The following is a 16,726-nucleotide window of genomic DNA, read 5'->3' as shown; positions in this document are numbered from 1 at the left end:
TATGAATCAGGAGAAGTCCTTTGGCTGAAATCATCGTAGTCACTTCCGGCAAGGGCGGCGTGGGCAAGACCACCAGCAGCGCCAGCCTGGCATGCGGCCTGGCGCGGCGCGGCAAGAAGGTGGCGGTGATCGACTTCGACGTCGGCCTGCGCAACCTGGATCTGATCATGGGGTGCGAGCGCCGGGTGGTGTACGACTTCGTGAACGTGGTGCACGGCGAAGCGACGCTCAAGCAGTCGCTGATCAAGGACAAGCGCTTCGACAACCTGTACGTGCTGGCAGCCTCGCAGACGCGCGACAAGGATGCGCTTACCCAGGAAGGCGTGGGCAAGGTGCTGAAGGACCTGGCCGCGGACGGTTTCGAGTACATCATCTGCGACTCGCCGGCCGGTATCGAGAAGGGTGCGTTCCTGGCGATGTACTACGCCGACCGTGCGGTGGTGGTGGTGAACCCGGAAGTGTCGTCGGTACGCGACTCGGACCGGATCATCGGGCTGCTGGACTCGAAGACGCACAAGGCCGAATCGGGCCAGAACGTGCCGGCGTTCCTGTTGCTCACGCGCTACAGCCCGGCCCGGGTGGAAAGTGGCGAGATGCTGAGCATCACCGACGTTGAGGAAGTGCTGGGCCTGAAGGCCATTGGCGTGGTGCCCGAGTCGGGCGACGTGCTCAATGCGTCCAACAAGGGCGAGCCGGTGATCCTGGACCCCGAATCGGCGGCGGGCCAGGCGTATGAAGATGCGGTTGGCCGCATTCTTGGCGAAGAGCGTCCGATGCGCTTCACCACCGTGGAGAAGAAAGGCTTCTTCAGCAAGCTGTTCGGAGGGTAAGCATGGGACTGTTCGATTTCCTGAACCGGAAGAAGACGACGGCCGAAACGGCGAAGAACCGCCTGCAGATCATCATTGCGCAGGAGCGCAGCCATCGCGGTGGCCCAGACTACCTGCCGCTTCTGCAGCGTGAGCTGCTGGAAGTGATCAAGAAGTACGTGAACATCGACGCGGATGCGGTGAAGGTCGATCTGGTGAAGGACGGGGAGCACGATGTGCTCGATATTTCCGTCGCCTTGCCGGAAGGCCCGCAGCAGCCCTGAGCCTTGTCGCCCCTTCCCGACGGGAGGGGCGGTTGAATGCATGCCATGACGACCGACGTTGCCGCCGCCGATGTGCAGGTTACCTGCGTCGGCGATATCCACTTTGATGATGCCGTTGCCCTGCTTGCCGCGCACGACCTGCGGCTGCACCGGGTAGCCGCCGCCGCGCCGATTCCAGGCAGTTACTGGGGCGAGCCGGAGGCGGGCATCATCGGCAGCGATGTGTACGTGCGCGACGACACGCCGGTGCACTCGATGCTGCACGAGGCCTGCCACCTGATCGTGCTGCCACCGGAGCGACGCGCGCTGGTGCACACCGACGCCACCGATTCGGTCCCCGAAGAAGACGCCACCTGCTACCTGCAGATCGTGCTGGCCGGGCAACTGCCCGGCGTGGGCAGCGACCGCCTGATGCTGGACATGGACGCGTGGGGGTATACGTACCGCCTTGGTTCCACCCGGGCGTGGTTCGAGCAGGATGCGGAAGATGCCAAAGCGTGGTTGCTCGAACGCGGCCTTCTTCCTGCGTAAATCCGCACGCGCGGTCATTCCTGGCGGCCTTGATCCCCGGTAGTGCCGGCCGCTGGCCGGCAACCAGGCGATGCGTCACTTGTCCAGGAGATTGCCGGCCAGCGGCCGGCACTACCCGGATCAGCCCTGCCCCGCCATCGCGCGCAGGGTGATGCCCACGATGTAGGCCAGATACGTCCCAGTGGCATACCCCATCGTCCCCAGCAGCACCCCAACAGGCGCAAGCGAAGGATGGAAGGCCGCCGCAACAACAGGCGCAGACGCCGGCCCGCCGATGTTGGACTGCGAACCAATGGCGAAGTAGAAGAACGGCACCTTCAGCACCCGCGCCAATGCCCACAGCAACACGATGTGCACCGCGATCCAGATGATGCCCAGCAGGAACAGCCACGGCCGGTCCAGCAGCGCCAGCAGATCCATCTGCATCCCGATGCAGGCAATCAGGAAGTACAGCAGCAGCGAGCCCAGCTTCGACGCCCCCGCCCCTTCCAGGTTGCGCGCGCGCGTGAAACTCAACGCCAACCCGCACGTCGTGGAAATCACCACCACCCACACGAACGGCGCGTCCAGGCTGAACTGCGACGCCCACGACACATGGCCCTTGAACCACGCCGACAGCGGCCCTGCGATCGCGTGCGACAGCCCCACCGTGCCGAAGGCCACTGCCACGATCAGCATCAGATCGGTCAGGCTCGCCACCCGCTCATGCTCGCTGCGGAACTTCTCGATACGCAGCTTCAGCTCGTCGATGCCCGACGTATCGGCCCCGCTGCGCGCATCGATTTTCGCCGACCGCCCGGCCAGGAAAATCAGCGCCGCCATCCACACATAGCCCACGCCCACGTCCACCACCGCGAACTGGCCGAACGTGGTGGCGTTGACGTCGAACACCTCGCGCATCGCCAGCATGTTCGCGCCGCCGCCGATCCAACTGCCGGCCAGCGCCGCCATGCCGGCCCACGTGTCGCCGGCCACCGTGTCCGGGTGCAGCCACTTCATCAACTGGAACGCCACCACCGCACCCAGCATGATGCTGAAGGACGCGCCCAGGTACATCACGATCAGTTTCGGCCCGAGCCGCAGGATGCCCTTGATGTCCACCGCCAGGGTGAGCAGCACCAGCGCCGCCGGCAACAGGATGTCGCGGGCGATCGGGTTGTACAGGTGCGTGTTCTGGCCGTCGATCAGCCCGAACGTGTTGTAGATGCCCGGGATCAGGTAGCACAGCAGCAACGCCGGCACGACGGTATAGAAGCGCTTCCACACCCCCTGCTCGCGCGAGGCGGTCCAGAACACGGCGCCGAGGGTGGCGGCGATCAGGCCGAAGACGACGATGTCGTTCTGGATCAGGGCGGGAGCTTTCACGGGTGTGGAGTACCTGGAGGAGGGGCGTGCGATTCCACACGTTTCGGGAAAACAATCACCGGTAGAGCCGACCGTTGGTCGGCTGCCGTAAAAGAGCAGCCGACCAACGGTCGGCCCTACCGGTTACACCGCCGACGATGACCGGTTACACCGCCGACGATGACCGGTTACACCGCCGACGATGACCGGTTGCACCGCCGGCGATGGCCGGTTGCACAGCCGCCGATCACCGGTGATACCGCGGCCAACAAGAGCCGGTGCCATGAAGAAGCGCCGCCCCATGGGGCGGCGCGTCCATCCGGCTTATTCGCCGATGTGCTGCTTCAGCCAGCCGTTGACGGTGTCGTGCCACTGCACGCTGTTCTGCGGCTTGAGCACCCAGTGGTTCTCGTCCGGGAAGTACAGGAACTTGGACTCGATGCCCTGGCGCTGTGCTGCGGTGAACGCGGCCAGGCCCTGTTCGACCGGAATGCGGTAGTCGAGCTGGCCGTGGATGATCAGGATCGGCTTCTTCCAGTCGGACACGTGGTTGACCGGGTTGAACTTCTCGTAGTTGGCCGCCTTCTGGTACGGCGTGCCGCCCTGCTCCCACTCGGTGAACCACAGCTCTTCGGTGGCGTAGCCCATCATGCGCTGGTCGAACACGCCGTCATGGTTGACCAGGCACTTCCACGGCGCATTCCAGTTCCCGGCGATCCAGTTGACCATGAAGCCGCCGTAGCTGGCGCCGAGCGCACAGGCCTTGTCGCCGTTGAGGAAGGCGTACTGCTTCTGCGCCGCGGCCCAGCCCTTCTGCAGGTCTTCCAGCGGGCGGTCGCCCCAGTGCTGGCTGATTGCGTCGGTGAACGCCTGGCCGTAGCCGGTGGACCCATGGAAGTCGATCATCACCACGGCGTAGCCCTGGCCCGCATAGGTCTGCGGGTTCCAGCGGTAGCTCCAGCCGTTGCCGAAGCTGCCCTGCGGGCCGCCGTGGATCAGGAAGGCCACCGGGTAGGTTTTGCCTTCCTGGTAGTTGTACGGCTTGACCACGTAACCGTGCACGGTTTCGTTGTTCCAGCCCTTGAACTGGAACTGCTCGTAATCGCCGAAGGCCACGTCCGGCAGCATCTGCGCCGCGCTCGGGGTGATCTCGCGCGGGCTGCTGCCGTCGGCGCCGGCCACCACGATCTGGTCACCGCTCTTGAGGCTGTTCTTCGTGTACGCCAGGGTGGTGCCGGCAATCACCGGCGAGCCGATGCTGCCGCCCTCGGCGACGACCGTGGCCTTGCCGCTGGCGATGTCGATGTTGAACAGGCGGTGCTCGCCCAGGTCATCGGCGGCGGTGTAGAAGCTGCTGCCGTCGGCGCTCAGGACGATCTCGCCGGCCGAGCGGTCCCAGGTCGGGGCAATCTCGCGGGCCTTGCCGGTGGCCAGGTCCAGCGCGATCACGCCGAAGCGGTCGGCTTCGAAGCCCGGGCGCTTCATGGCGCGGTAGTACAGGGTCTTGCCGTCGGCGCTGAACACCGGGCCGGCATCCCAGGCCGGGTTGGCGGCGGTCAGGTTGACCGGCGCCTGCTTGCCGTCCACATCCAGCTGGTACAGGTCGAAGTTGGTCGACCACGGTTCCTGCTTGCCGGCCACGCGGATGGAGGCCACCACGGTCTTGCCGTCCGGCGCCCAGGCAAAGTCGTCATTGCCGCCGAACGGCTTGGACGGCGCATCGCCATCCAGGGTGGCGCTGATCGCCGAGGCGCCCTTCACCGCCGCGCCCTTGGCGGCCGGCAGCGGGGCCACGAACAGGGTGTTGCGGCGACCATCGTTCCAGGTGTCCCAATGGCGCACGAACAGGTTGTCGAACACTTCGCCGGTGTTCTTGCGCGCCTTGTGCGCGTCCAGCTTCTTGCTGGTGCAGGCCAGGTCCGAACCACAGGCCTGGAACACGCCACTGCTGAACACCACGCGGTCGCCCTGCGGGGAGATGTGGAAGCCGTCCACGTCGACCGGGAAATCGGTCAGCTGGCGCGGGGTGCCGCCGCTGATCGGCTGCACGTACAGCTGCTGGCTGCCGCCCTTGGCGCTCAGGAAGTACACGCTCTGGCCGTCGGCCGACAGCGCGGCCGAGTTGACGTTCCAGCCGGCCGGGGTGAGCGGCTTGGGCGGAGCGGCATCGCGGGTGCGCAGGTTGCGGATGAACAGGCCGGTGCTGGCCTTGCTGTCGGCGCCGACCACGCGCTTGGCGAACACCACGTTGCCACCGTCGGCGGTGAGCAGCGGGGCCGAAACCCGATCCAGCGCGATCATGTCGCGCACATCCAGGCCACGCGTGGCGGCCAGCGACGGCAGCGCGGTCAGCAGGCACAACGGCAGCAGGGCGTAACGAAGTTTCATCGGGTTCTCCGCGGAACGGCAAAACGCCGATGGTAGGGCCGAGGGGGTGGCCCTTGCAAAGGCCATCGGTCATGGCGCTGCCCGGAAACGACAAACCCCGCCGGGGCGGGGTTTGTCGGGCATCAGACCAGGTCGGTCAGACCTTGCCGCCGGACCGCTTGCCGGTGCGGTAGATCAGCCAGCCCACCAGGAACAGCACGGCCAGGCCGATCCAGTCGGCACCCGGCAGGGCGAACGGCAAGGCCAGCACATCGGCGCGGCCGCTGAGCACGATCGGGATCGCAATGGCGATACCCATCAGCGCTTCACCGGTGATCAGGCCGGCGGCGAACAGCACGCCCGGCTTGTGCACGCAGTCGCGGCCTTCTTCGTCCTCGGCACGCACCTTGTGGAAGCGCTCGACCAGGTAGGAGATCAGGCCGCCCAGGAAGATGGGCACCATCAGCTCCAGCGGCAGGTAGATGCCGATCGCCGCGGCCAGCACCGGCACGCGGAAACGGGAACCGCGCGACTTCAGCCAGCCATCGAAGGCGATGATCAGCGCACCGATGCCCGCACCGATGGCGATGAAGGTCCACGGCAACTGGCCACCGAACAGACCCTTGGCCACCGAGGCCATCAGGTTGGCCTGCGGCGCCGCCAGCGCGTTGGGGTGCGCGGCGGTCGGCGCACCGATGCCGTACGCGGTGGCCAGCAGGTTCAGCACCGGCGCCATGATCAATGCGCACGAGAACGCACCGATGCCCAGCATCAACTGCTGCTTCCACGGGGTCGCACCGACGATGTAGCCGGCCTTGAGGTCCTGCAGGTTGTCACCGCCGACCGCAGCGGCGCAGCACACCACCGCGCCGATCATGATGGCCGCCACCGCACCCAGCGGGGCACCGCCCACGCCGACCGGGGTCAGGCCGCTCTTGCCCAGCAGCACTACCAGCACGGCCGAGGCAAACAGGATGGTGGAGATGGTGATGCCCGAGACCGGGTTGTTGGACGAGCCGATCAGGCCGGCCAGGTAGGCCGACACCGAGACGAACAGGAAGCCGGCGACGATCATGATGATGGTCATCGGGATCGACACGTGCCACTGGCCCACGATGGCCTGGTACAGCGCCAGCAGCGGCAGGGTGAACACCACCAGCGCCACCAGCATCCACTTCATGGGCAGGTCGCGCTCGGTCTCGGCCAGGGCCGGACCGCCACTCTTGCGCGCGGCGGCAAAGCCGCTCTTGACGCCGCTGAGCAGTGACTTGCGCAGCGAAATCAGGGTCCACACGCCGCCGATCAGCATCGCGCCGACGCCGAGGTAACGCATCTTGGCGCTCCAGATCGCAAAGGCCGCATCGGTGGAGGACGCACTGACGATCGAGGCGGCCAGCGCCGGGTCGCTGTCCATGAAGAACGCCTGGTACAGCGGAATGGCGATGTGCCAGGACAGGATCGAGCCGGACACCACCACGATGCCGACGTTGAGGCCGACGATGTAGCCCACGCCCAGCAGCGCCGGCGACAGGTTGGTGCCGATGAAGGCGGTGATCTTGGAACTGCCGATGTAGGCCGACTGCGCCCAGGCATCGGGAATCAGGCGCATGCCGCTGGCGGCAGCGACCTTCACGAACGCACCGATCACGGCCGACACGGCCAGGATCTTCAGGCCCGGGCCGGGGTTTTCACCGGCCTTGAGCACTTCGGCGGCCGCCTTGCCTTCCGGGAAGGGCAGCGGGTCTTCGACGATCATCGAACGCCGCAGCGGCACCGAGAACAGCACGCCCAGCAGGCCACCGAGGCCGGCGATGCCCAGCACCCACCAATACTTGAAGTCCGGCCAGTAGCCCATGATCACCAGCGCGGGGATGGTGAAGATGACACCGGCGGCGATCGACGAGCCGGCCGAAGCGCCGGTCTGGACGATGTTGTTTTCAAGGATGGTGCCACCGCCCAGCAGGCGCAGCACGCCCATGGAGATGACGGCCGCGGGAATCGCGGTGGCGATGGTCAGGCCTGCGAACAGACCGAGATAGGCGTTGGCGGCCGACAGCACCACCGCCAGCACGATGGCAAGCACCACCGCGCGGAGGGTGAGCTGCTTGGGCGCAGCGTCGTTGTTCATGGATGCCCCTGATGGCAAAAAATCCCTGCCACGCTAGCGTTCATGTACGGGCAAGTCCAGTAGTGCCGGCCGCTGGCCGGCAACCTTGCACCACCCGATCCAGGCCCCCGTTGACCTACGCGTGCCGCCGCAGCCGCGACACGCCGGACTCGGCAACGTCCACGGCCGGGCCCGCCCACTTTAGTTATGTTATATCCTATCGCACCGAGCAACTGGCGCTGCTGTGACGTATCCCCCCACCTCCCGCCTGACCTCCATCGACCAGCTGCGTGGCACCGTCATCGTGCTGATGCTGCTCGACCACGTGCGCGAAACCTTCCATATGCACCAGCAGGTCGGCGACCCGATGGCGGTGGACCAGGTCGAGCCGGCACTGTTCGTCAGCCGGTTGCTGGCGCACCTGTGTGCCCCGGTGTTCGTGCTGCTCACCGGCCTGTCGGCCTGGTTGTACGCCAATGGCAAGCCGGATGGGCGCCGGGCCGCGTCGGCCTTCCTGCTCAAGCGCGGCCTGTTCCTGGTGGCGTTGGAACTGCTGGTGGTCAACTTCGCGTGGACGCTGCAGTTCCCGCCCAGCGTGATGTACCTGCAGGTGATCTGGGCGATCGGTATCAGCATGATCGCGCTGGCCGGGCTGCTGTGGCTGCCACGCGGCGCACTGGCGGTGCTGGCGCTGGCCGTGATCGCCGGCCACAACCTGCTCGATGGCGTCCGCGTGCAGGGCGACGGGGCGCTGGCCGTGCTGTGGAAGGTGCTGCACCAGCGCGACTGGATCGCCGTGACCGACGGGCTGCGCCTGCGCACCTCCTACCCGGTGCTGCCGTGGATCGGCGTCATTGCGCTGGGTTGGGTGATCGGCCCGTGGTTCGCGCGCGGCGGCGATGCCCTCCTGCGCCAGCGTCGCCTGTGGATGGCCGGCGCCGGTGCGCTGCTGGCGTTCGTCATCCTGCGGGCAGTAAACCTCTACGGGGACAGCCCGTGGCAGTCCTTCGCCACAGTGGGCAGCACGCTGATGAGCATCTTCAATGTCACCAAGTACCCGCCTTCGCTGCTGTTCCTGCTGCTGACCCTGGGCATCGGCCTGCTGTTACTGCGCCTGTACGAGCAGCCGCGCGTGGCCCGGGCGCTGGCGCCGCTGGCCGACATCGGCGCGGCACCGATGTTCTTCTACCTGCTGCACCTGTACGTGCTGAAGCTGCTGTATGTGCTGGCCGAAGCCCGCTGGGGGCACACCCACGGCGCGTATTTCGCCGTGGACCACGTGGCGAGCCTGTGGGTGATCACCGCGGCGCTGGCACTGGCGCTGTACTGGCCGACCAGAACATTCGCGCGGTTCAAGGCGCGGCGGCGGGATCTGGCCTGGCTTCGCTATCTGTAAGCGCGCGATGCCGGGATGGTGAGGCTGCCGGCCAGCGGCCGGCACTACGACAATGGAGCGGCCGGCAGTACGAGAGCGGAGCGCCCGGCACTGCGGGAGCGGAGCGGCCGACACCACGACGGCGGAGCGGCCAGATGTGGCACGGCTGTCCCTTCGCCCCGGGCCTATACTCGCCCCCTTGTCCGCCCTGCCCGATCCCTCGATGACCGCAGCCGCCCTGCCCGCCTCCGCCACGTCCACCGCTACCGACGACTTCCTCGGCCATCCCAAGGGCGTCTACGTCTGCTTCTTCACCGAGATGTGGGAGCGGTTCTCGTTCTACGGCATGAAGGCGCTGCTGTTGCTGTACCTCACCAAGTACCACCTGTTCGGCGACAAGGCCGGGCTGGACCTGCTGGGGGCGTATGGCGGGCTGGTGTACTGCATTCCGGTGTTCGGCGGCCTGCTGGCCGACCGCTGGCTGGGCATGCGCAAGGCGGTGGTGTTCGGCGGCGTGCTGCTGGTGCTGGGGCACCTGGGCATGGCTTTTGAAGGCCACGCGGCCACCCGCATCGACGGCCAGGTGGTGCGCGATGATGCCGCGCTGGGCATCACCTACCTGTCGCTGGCGCTGATCATCATGGGCGTGGGCTTCCTCAAGCCCAATATCTCCACCATCGTCGGCAAGCTGTACCCGGAAAACGATCCGCGCCGCGATTCGGGCTTCTCGCTGTTCTATGCCGGCATCAACCTGGGGGCGCTGTTCGCCTCGCTGGTGTGTGGCTTCCTTGGCGAGGCCTACGGCTGGAAGTACGGCTTCGGTGCCGCCGGGATCGGCATGGTGATCGGCCTGGGCATGTTCCTGTGGGGCCAGAAGTACCTGCAGGGCCACGCCGAGCCCACCGACGTGCCCGCCCTGCGCCAGCGCGTGCTGGGCATCCGCCGCGAATGGCTGATCTATGCGGTGGCCGTGCTCGGGGTGGTGCCGGTGGCAGCGCTGATGTGGGCCGCTGCCAATGGCGCGTTCGCGCTGGGCGGTGAAATCAGCCTGGCGCTGATGTTGATGATCGTGGTGCTGGGCGGCGTGCTGGTGTGGTTCGCCTGGTTCACCGGCACCCGCTGCACGCCGGTGCAGCGCCAGCAGATGATCGCGCTGATGGCGCTGATCTTCATGGCGCTGGTGTTCTTCACCCTGTATGAGCAGACCTACGGTTCGTGGGTGACCTTCACCGACCGCCTGCTGACCAAGGACCTGGTGCCGTCGCTGGTGATCCAGGGCGGCACGCCGCTGCCGTGGTCGATCGCCTCGCTGCTGCTGGCGCCGCTGGGCTTCGTGGTGGCGGCACGGCTGTCCGAGCGCAACCCCGGCTCGACGGCTCCGCGCAACCTGTTCGTCGGCATCGTCGTGCTGATGCTGGTGATGCTGGTCCGCGACTGTCTGGTGATTCCGCAGACCGCCGGTTCGCTGACCTACCTGGGCGGGTTGTTCCTGGTGGTGTTGGCGCCCTTGTTCGCCACGTTGTGGGCCTGGCTGGACCGGCGTCGGCTGGACCCGTCCAAGCCGGTGAAGTCGTCGTTCGGGCTGATCTTCGCCGCGCTGTCGTTCGTGCCGTTGGCACTGGCTGCGCAGCAGGTGGGCGCGACCGGGCAGATGGCCAGCGTATGGTGGCTTGTGCTGGCCTACCTGATCCTGGAGATCGGCGAGATGTGCCTGTCGCCGGTGGGTCTGTCGGCGGTGACCCAGCTGGCCGCACCGCGCGTGGTCAGCCTGATGATGGGCACTTGGTTCCTGGCCACGGCGTTCTCCGAAACGCTGGCCGCGCTGTTCGGCAAGCTGGCCGCGATCGAAGTGCCCGAAGGCCAGACGATGAACATCGCCAGCGCCGCCGCCAGCTACGAACACCTGTTCTGGCTGCTGATGTGGATCGGCCTGGGCTGCGCGGCGGTGGCCCTGGCCTGCTCGCCGCTGCTGAAGAAGATGATGCACGGGGTGAAGTAAGCCGCGTGCGGGGCCATCAACAACAACGGCACCTCGCGGTGCCGTTGTTGTGTCTGCGCTGTGCGTCGGCTCAGGGCTGGGCCGGCTTGCTGGCAGCGGCCGTTTCTCCGCCCAGGTGCCGGGACAGGAACGCCAGCAGCTTGGTGTAGTACTCGCGGCGGTGCGGGTCGGTGTAGAAGCCATGACCTTCGGTCGGGTAGTACAGCGATTCCACCGGCACACCAGCCTTGTTCAAGGCCGCTTCCATGCGCTTGGTGTGCTGGATCGGCGCGCGCTTGTCTTCGCCGCCGGCCGCCAGGAACACCGGCACCTTGATCTGCGCGGCCAGGTTGACCGGTGACATCGCGCCCAGCTGCTGCGGGTTGCCCAGCCATTCCTTCAGGTAGGTTTCGCCCGAGCCCTGGCTCTGGATGTCGCCATTGGTGAACATCATCGGCAGGTCGTATACGCCCACATAGCCGGCCGCGCACTTGTACAGCGCCGGCTCCTTGGCCGCCCCCATCAACGCGGCGTAGCCGCCGTAGCTGGCGCCGTAGATGCAGATGCGCGCGGGGTCGGCATGGCCCTGGGCGATCGCCCAGCGGGTGGCGTCGGTGACATCGTCCTGCATGGCCCCGCCCCACTGGCGCGCACCGGCCGAGCGGTACGCACGCCCGAAGTTGCCCGAGCCGCGGAAGTTCACCTGCAGCACCGCATACCCGGCCGCGGCCAGCAGCTGCGGTTCGATGTCATAGCTGCCGTCATCGAAGATGCCGAACGGGCCGCCATGCGGCAGCACCACCAGCGGCAGCTTGGCGCCGGCCTTGCCAGCGGGCACGGTGAGGAACCCGTTGATGTCCAAGCCATCGCGCGCCTTGAATGCCACCGGGGTGACCTTGGCCGACATCGTGGCGTCGACCCAGCTGCTACGGCTGATCAGGTGCTCGGCCTTCTTGGCGTCGGTGTTGAAGATGTAGAAGTCGCCGGGGTTCTGTCCGGACCACGCTTGGACCAGCAGCTGCTTGCCGTCGCGGGTGCTGGAGGTGATGTAGATGGCATCGCCACCGAACGCCGCTTCGAGGCTGCGGTACAGGCGCGCGTCGGCCGAGGTTTCATCAAAGAAGCGGGTGCGCGGCTTGTCGCCCAGGTACAACGCGCCCACTGGAATCGAGGTGCCGGGGCGGCGGATGATCCGGCTCGGGTCCACCTGCGGGTCGCGCAGCAGCGGGGTGCGCTTGCCGGTGGCCGGGTCCCACGACACGATCACGTCGGGGCCCTTGTCCTGTTCGCTGGTGAAGTAGGCCAGGCTGTTGTCGGCCGAGAAGCCGATCGCCTGTTCGATCCGGCCATTGACCGCTTCGTCGTTGACCAGCTTCCAGGTGTCGCCACTGGCTTCGCGGTAGTACAGCTTGTTGACGTTGTCGGCACCGGCGCCGTGGGCGAACCGCACCTGGCCAGCGTTGTCGCTGGTGAAGTCGGCGCGCCGCACCGGCGAGCGGGCGATGGTGGTGCGACGCCCGCTCTGTACGTCGAGGCGATCAACGCGGGTGAAGGGGTCTTCGGCGAACGGCCAGATCGAGACCAGCACGTTGCGGTCGTCCTGGGCCAGCTCATCGAACATGAAGGCGGCAACGGTTTCGACTTTCTTGGGCTGGATGCGCGTGCCGGGGCCGCTGCCTTCCACGCGATAGCCGACCAGCAGTTCGCCACGGCCACCGTCGGCGTTCATGGCGTACAGCTCGCCGGTGAGGCGCGGCTGGTCCAGCGAGCCCATTTTCTCGGCCAGGCCGATCAGGACGCGCTCGCGGTTGACCCAGTCGAACTCGGTGGCATGGTTCTTGGGCGGCGGCACGAACGAGCCGACGATCTTGCCGTCGGTGCGGCGCAGGATGGCCAGTGCGGTGCGGTCTTCCATCGGCACGGTGGCCGCGTAGTACTCGCCATCGGGCGAGATCTTGATATCGGTGAACTGGTCACGCTTGAGGTAGTGCTCCAGATCCACTGCGCTGGCCTGCCCGGCCAGCATCCCCATGGCGATCAACGCCACCCACGTCGTCGTGCGCATCCTTATCCCCTGTACGTCCGGACACCTTGTCCGGGTGGCCGATTCTAGGCGTAAGCGCCGCGCGGGTGCCAGTGAGCGTCAATTCCGGCAGGCGGTGTCGCTCTTGCCCCGGGAGGATGGTGCTTCTCCCTTCGAATGGGGACAAAAAAACAGTTCTTCGCCCATCTGAGGGGAGTGTCTTGCAGCAAGGCCGTCGCAGCGTAAGCACGACGCTACGCGGGTTGTCGGGTGTGCAGGCTTGGATCGGCTGGCGTCTCCGATCAGGCTGGTCGCGAGCGTGAGGGCCCCGTAGCAGCCGGTAGGCCCCTGGCGCAAATGTCCCCCGGCCGCGGGGCGGCCTCCTCCTTTATTTTGCCCAGGAGCCTACCGGCTGCTCCGGGGCTCGGCTTGCGGTGCGCAGGTGGACGCCACGCTTCTTTGACGCTGGGCGGTGGGTCGGGCGCTGGGCCCCCATGCCCTTGGAGGCGAAATAAAGGAGGAGGTGGCGGCCGCAGGCCGACGCCGGAGGACATTCGCCGGAAAGGGCATGGGGGCCCAGCGCCCGAGCCGCCGACGGCTGCGCTTGGAAAGCGTCAAGGCACGTTTTTGCTTGCACCGCATATGGACGAAGAAGCAAAAAAAATGGCACCGCAAGCGGTGCCACTCCAGGAATACATTGAGGAGAGAGTTCAATGCATGCCGCGGAACGCGAGGGTCAAGGCGAGGATCGACAGGATCACTGCGATGGTGCCGTCGAGGATGCGCCAGGTCTTCGGCTTGGTGAACAGCGGGGCCAGCAGGCGCGCGCCCAGGCCCTGGGCGGTCAGCCACAGGCAGCTGGCGGTGAACACGCCGGCCGCGAAGGCCATGCGCGCATTGCCGAAGTTTTCGGCGATGCCGCCAATGACCATCATGTCGAGCCAGAAATGCGGGTTGATCAGCGAGAAGCCGACCGCCGACATCAGCACCGCGCGGCGCGACGTGCTGTCGCCGTCGTCCACGTGCATGCCGCCGCCACCGGCCAGCGCGCGCCGCGCCGACTGCCAGGCGTACCACGCCAGGAAGGCCACGCCGCCCCACAGCACCACGGTGGTCAGCCACGGCAGCGCCTGGGTCAGCGTGCGCAGGCCGGCCACGCTGGCGAAGATGAAGATGCCATCGATGGCCGCACAGGTGGCCACCACCGGCACGATGTGCTTGCGCAGGATGCCCTGGCGCAGGATGAAGGCGCTCTGTGCACCCACCACCGCGAACAGGCCGATGCCGGTTGCCGCACCACTGAACCACGCGGCCAGACCGGGGCCGCCGGAGATGAAGGAGAACATGGGATACCGCCTTGTCTTGCTTGTGGGGGCGGTGCCTCGCCAAGGCGTACAGCACCGGATGGCGCATATTGTCGCGCCGCAACATGGAAAAGTAGAGCTAAACTTGCTTAACCACCATTAGCCAGGCTTAAGACCATGCGGATCGACCATGCCCAGCTTCGCGCCCTTGCCGCCGTGGTCCGCGAGGGCAGCTTCGAGCGCGCCGCGCAGTCGCTCAATGTCACCTCCTCCGCGGTTTCGCAGCGGATCAAGGCACTGGAAGACCGGGTGGGACGGCTGCTGGTCAAGCGGTCTTCGCCGGCCGTGGCCACCCCCGAGGGCCAGGTGCTGGTGCAGCTGGCCGAGCAGACCGCCCTGCTCGAGCACGACGCCCTGCACCGGATGGGCCTGGCCGACGAAGACCTGCCGCAGGCCAGCATCCCGGTGGCGGTGAACCACGACAGCCTGGAAACCTGGTTCCCCGAGGCGGCGCGCAGCTTCGCCTCGCAGACCGGGACCACCCTGGACCTGCGCCTGGAAGACCAGGACCACACCGTGGCGCTGCTGCGCCAGGGCGCGGTGCTGGGCGCGGTTACCACGCTGGATGAGCCGGTGCAGGGCTGCCAGATCCACGCGCTGGGCAGCATCCGCTATGCCGCCACCTGCACCCCGGCGTTCCACGAAAGGCACTTCTCCAAGGGGGTCAACGCGCAGTCGCTGGCACAGGCCCCGGTGCTGGTGTTCAACCGCAAGGACGACCTGCAGGCGCGCTTCGCCCGGCGTCTGGCCGGCGAGGACCTGCCGCTGACCGCGCCGACCTGGTGGATTCCCTCCACCCGCGCCTTCGTGCAGGCCAACCTGGGCGGGCTGGGCTGGACCATGAACCCGCTGCCGCTGGTCAAGCGCCACCTGGAAGCTGGCCGACTGGTCTACATGAAGCAGCGCGCGTGGGAAGACGTGCCGCTGTACTGGCAGCACTGGAAGGGCGATGTGCAGACAATGGCCCTGCTCACCCGGGCCGTGCTGGCCGCCTCGGCGGCGCTGGTAAGAAAGAAGCGATAACCGCCAGCCCGTAACGCCGACCGCTGGCCGGCTGCAGAAATCCAACGCCCCCGTGCAACGCCGACCGCTGGTCGGCTGCACAAATCACCGTTCACACCCCCGGTAGAGCCGACCGTTGGTCGGCTGCACAAATCCACCGTTCACACCCCGCGGTAGAGCCGACCGTTGGTCGGCTGCACAAATCCACCGTTCACACCCCGCGGTAGAGCCGACCGTTGGTCGGCTGCCTGACCAGGGCCGTACCCAAGCCCTACACGACCCGACCACCCCGCCCAGCGCAGCATCAGCGCAATCCAGCCACGGGGGCCTCAATGGACAGCGATCCGGTCTACCTGCATATCCGGGTGGTGCTCAGCATCATCCTGGGCCTGAGCATCACCACCCTGCTGCGCGGGCTGGCCTCGATCATCGAGCACCCGAAACGACGTGGCTGGTCGTGGATCCACCTGTGCTGGGTAGTGTGGGCGCTGGTGTCGGTGGTCACCTTCTGGTGGTGGGAGTTCCGCCTGGGCGAGGTGCGGCACTGGAACGTCGAGACCTACCTGTTCGTCATCGGCTACTGCGCCTCGTGGTTCATGTTGTGCACCCTGCTGTTCCCCGACGACGTGCGCGAGTTCGGCAGCCTGGAAAACTACCTGCTGCAGCGGCGCGGCGGATTCTTCGGGGTGCTGGCGCTGATCACCGTGCTGGACCTGGTGGACACCGCGATCAAAGGCCACAGCCGCTGGCAGATGCTGGGCCAGGCGTACTGGGTGCATACCGTGCTGATGCTGGCCATCGCCGCGTTGGGTATGGCGATGAAAACCCGGCGGGGCCACCTGTGGCTGGCACTGGCGGCGCTGGGTTACCAGTGCGGGTATTTCGCAGCGGAGTACTTCACGCTGGGGAGCGATTGAGCGCGCCTGGAGGAAGCGTGGATACGGCGTGGGAACAGGCTGCGTCTAATCGGTACCCGGGTCTGCGCCGACCCGGAGCGTGGTACGAATCATCTGAGCTTCTGCGCCTCGCCATGGTTGCACGCTGTACCCGAATTCCACCGTGACGTCAGCCGGCTGACCGGGCTGCTGGCCGATGTCATGCTGCATCAGTATCCAGCGCAACCGTCGGGATTGCGCAGGTTCGATCACCTGCAGGTGATCAAGAAGCCGGGAATTGGGAGGTCCCATCCGATTCCGAATGCGCTTTCCAGAGTGGTTGTCCACAAAGGTGATTGTCGGCCCACGGCGTTGGTAGTACTCCAAGGGCAGGACGACCGGTTCTGATCCCGTATTGCGTATCTCCAGTTCGACATCGAGCCTGCCGTCGGAGAAGCGGCAGCGGGCATCCAGGCAGCGCGCATGCAGTTCAACGGACGCTTCGGCCTCACCTGCCGATACCGACAGGTGAGGGAGAGACACCAAGGCCAGCAGGAACAGCGCCCTGCACCAGCGCATCGGATATCGCTTGTCCATCACCCGATTCTTCCCGGGCCGGTCGACCGCGGCAGTGGATGTACCTGGCAGCGCCGTCATGTCGCCGGGA

13 protein-coding genes are annotated in these 16,726 nt (G+C 66.7%); 7 read left to right on the top strand and 6 right to left on the bottom strand.

The features are described from left to right. Positions 1 to 20: 20 nt before the first annotated feature. From minD to ACZ0AE_RS05490, 3 genes are read left to right on the top strand one after another with little or no spacing between them, the layout of a single operon-like run. Positions 21 to 830, top strand: coding sequence for a septum site-determining protein MinD (minD, locus tag ACZ0AE_RS05500; protein ID WP_038689737.1), 810 nt, complete (start codon positions 21 to 23; stop codon positions 828 to 830). 2 nt (positions 831 to 832) lie between these two features. Beyond that, positions 833 to 1,093 carry a cell division topological specificity factor MinE gene (gene minE / locus ACZ0AE_RS05495; RefSeq protein WP_017355894.1) on the top strand — a complete coding sequence of 87 codons (261 nt, stop codon included), beginning with the start codon at positions 833 to 835 and terminating at the stop codon, positions 1,091 to 1,093. Positions 1,094 to 1,138: 45 nt separating this feature from the next. Further along, entirely contained in the window at positions 1,139 to 1,624 is a 486-nt protein-coding gene (locus ACZ0AE_RS05490; RefSeq protein ID WP_447592491.1) for a hypothetical protein, read from the top strand. Between the two features lie 120 nt (positions 1,625 to 1,744). Here ACZ0AE_RS05490 and ACZ0AE_RS05485 read toward each other — a convergent pair whose 3' ends face one another. The 3 genes from ACZ0AE_RS05485 to ACZ0AE_RS05475 form a co-directional block, all read right to left on the bottom strand. Next, complete coding sequence (locus ACZ0AE_RS05485) at positions 1,745 to 2,989, bottom strand: DUF819 family protein (protein ID WP_463600573.1); 1,245 nt, start codon at positions 2,987 to 2,989, stop codon at positions 1,745 to 1,747. 303 nt (positions 2,990 to 3,292) lie between these two features. Beyond that, the gene (locus ACZ0AE_RS05480; protein WP_463600572.1) at positions 3,293 to 5,356 is read right to left on the bottom strand and encodes a dipeptidyl-peptidase 5; all 2,064 of its coding nucleotides are present in this window, start codon (positions 5,354 to 5,356) and stop codon (positions 3,293 to 3,295) included. A 136-nt stretch (positions 5,357 to 5,492) separates the two neighbouring features. Next, a complete protein-coding gene (locus tag ACZ0AE_RS05475) occupies positions 5,493 to 7,463 on the bottom strand; it encodes an OPT family oligopeptide transporter (RefSeq protein WP_463600571.1) in 1,971 nt (656 codons plus the stop codon). Positions 7,464 to 7,686: 223 nt separating this feature from the next. Between ACZ0AE_RS05475 and ACZ0AE_RS05470 the strand changes: the two genes are divergently transcribed. Together ACZ0AE_RS05470 and ACZ0AE_RS05465 are read left to right on the top strand one after the other, a co-directional pair. Then, positions 7,687 to 8,838, top strand: coding sequence for an acetyltransferase domain-containing protein (locus tag ACZ0AE_RS05470; protein ID WP_463600570.1), 1,152 nt, complete (start codon positions 7,687 to 7,689; stop codon positions 8,836 to 8,838). A gap of 202 nt (positions 8,839 to 9,040) precedes the next feature. After that, on the top strand, positions 9,041 to 10,816 hold the full coding sequence (locus tag ACZ0AE_RS05465; RefSeq protein WP_463600569.1) for a peptide MFS transporter: 1,776 nt from the start codon (positions 9,041 to 9,043) through the stop codon (positions 10,814 to 10,816). Between the two features lie 70 nt (positions 10,817 to 10,886). Here ACZ0AE_RS05465 and ACZ0AE_RS05460 read toward each other — a convergent pair whose 3' ends face one another. Together ACZ0AE_RS05460 and ACZ0AE_RS05455 are read right to left on the bottom strand one after the other, a co-directional pair. Next, a complete protein-coding gene (locus ACZ0AE_RS05460; RefSeq protein ID WP_463600568.1) occupies positions 10,887 to 12,860 on the bottom strand; it encodes an alpha/beta hydrolase family protein in 1,974 nt (657 codons plus the stop codon). A gap of 668 nt (positions 12,861 to 13,528) precedes the next feature. Further along, complete coding sequence (locus tag ACZ0AE_RS05455; protein WP_038689752.1) at positions 13,529 to 14,164, bottom strand: LysE/ArgO family amino acid transporter; 636 nt, start codon at positions 14,162 to 14,164, stop codon at positions 13,529 to 13,531. A 135-nt stretch (positions 14,165 to 14,299) separates the two neighbouring features. Here ACZ0AE_RS05455 and ACZ0AE_RS05450 point away from each other — a divergent pair, with 135 nt between their 5' ends. Together ACZ0AE_RS05450 and ACZ0AE_RS05445 are read left to right on the top strand one after the other, a co-directional pair. Further along, positions 14,300 to 15,205, top strand: coding sequence for a LysR family transcriptional regulator ArgP (locus tag ACZ0AE_RS05450; protein WP_038689753.1), 906 nt, complete (start codon positions 14,300 to 14,302; stop codon positions 15,203 to 15,205). A gap of 311 nt (positions 15,206 to 15,516) precedes the next feature. Further along, the gene (locus tag ACZ0AE_RS05445) at positions 15,517 to 16,101 is read left to right on the top strand and encodes a hypothetical protein (protein ID WP_038689755.1); all 585 of its coding nucleotides are present in this window, start codon (positions 15,517 to 15,519) and stop codon (positions 16,099 to 16,101) included. A 45-nt stretch (positions 16,102 to 16,146) separates the two neighbouring features. On the opposite strand, the gene ACZ0AE_RS05440 is transcribed toward ACZ0AE_RS05445, so the two are convergent. Further along, positions 16,147 to 16,656 (bottom strand): hypothetical protein, encoded by a 510-nt coding sequence (locus ACZ0AE_RS05440; protein WP_463600567.1) that lies wholly within the window; start codon positions 16,654 to 16,656, stop codon positions 16,147 to 16,149. Between the last annotated feature and the right edge of the window lie 70 nt (positions 16,657 to 16,726).

The organism is Stenotrophomonas sp. AC248 (assembly GCF_979258185.1).
The sequence above is the reverse complement of the archived record's forward strand: the minus strand, read 5'-3'. Positions and strand labels throughout refer to the sequence as shown.

Excerpts from the sequence above, each read along its gene's own strand:
- minE (WP_017355894.1), top strand. The coding sequence starts at position 833 with ATGGGACTGTTCGATTTCCTGAACCGGAAGAAGACGACGGCCGAAACG.
- ACZ0AE_RS05490 (WP_447592491.1), top strand. The coding sequence starts at position 1,139 with ATGACGACCGACGTTGCCGCCGCCGATGTGCAGGTTACCTGCGTCGGC.
- ACZ0AE_RS05480 (WP_463600572.1), bottom strand. The coding sequence starts at position 5,356 with ATGAAACTTCGTTACGCCCTGCTGCCGTTGTGCCTGCTGACCGCGCTG.
- ACZ0AE_RS05475 (WP_463600571.1), bottom strand. The coding sequence starts at position 7,463 with ATGAACAACGACGCTGCGCCCAAGCAGCTCACCCTCCGCGCGGTGGTG.
- ACZ0AE_RS05465 (WP_463600569.1), top strand. The coding sequence starts at position 9,041 with ATGACCGCAGCCGCCCTGCCCGCCTCCGCCACGTCCACCGCTACCGAC.
- ACZ0AE_RS05460 (WP_463600568.1), bottom strand. The coding sequence starts at position 12,860 with ATGCGCACGACGACGTGGGTGGCGTTGATCGCCATGGGGATGCTGGCC.
- ACZ0AE_RS05455 (WP_038689752.1), bottom strand. The coding sequence starts at position 14,164 with ATGTTCTCCTTCATCTCCGGCGGCCCCGGTCTGGCCGCGTGGTTCAGT.
- ACZ0AE_RS05450 (WP_038689753.1), top strand. The coding sequence starts at position 14,300 with ATGCGGATCGACCATGCCCAGCTTCGCGCCCTTGCCGCCGTGGTCCGC.
- ACZ0AE_RS05445 (WP_038689755.1), top strand. The coding sequence starts at position 15,517 with ATGGACAGCGATCCGGTCTACCTGCATATCCGGGTGGTGCTCAGCATC.
- ACZ0AE_RS05440 (WP_463600567.1), bottom strand. The coding sequence starts at position 16,656 with ATGGACAAGCGATATCCGATGCGCTGGTGCAGGGCGCTGTTCCTGCTG.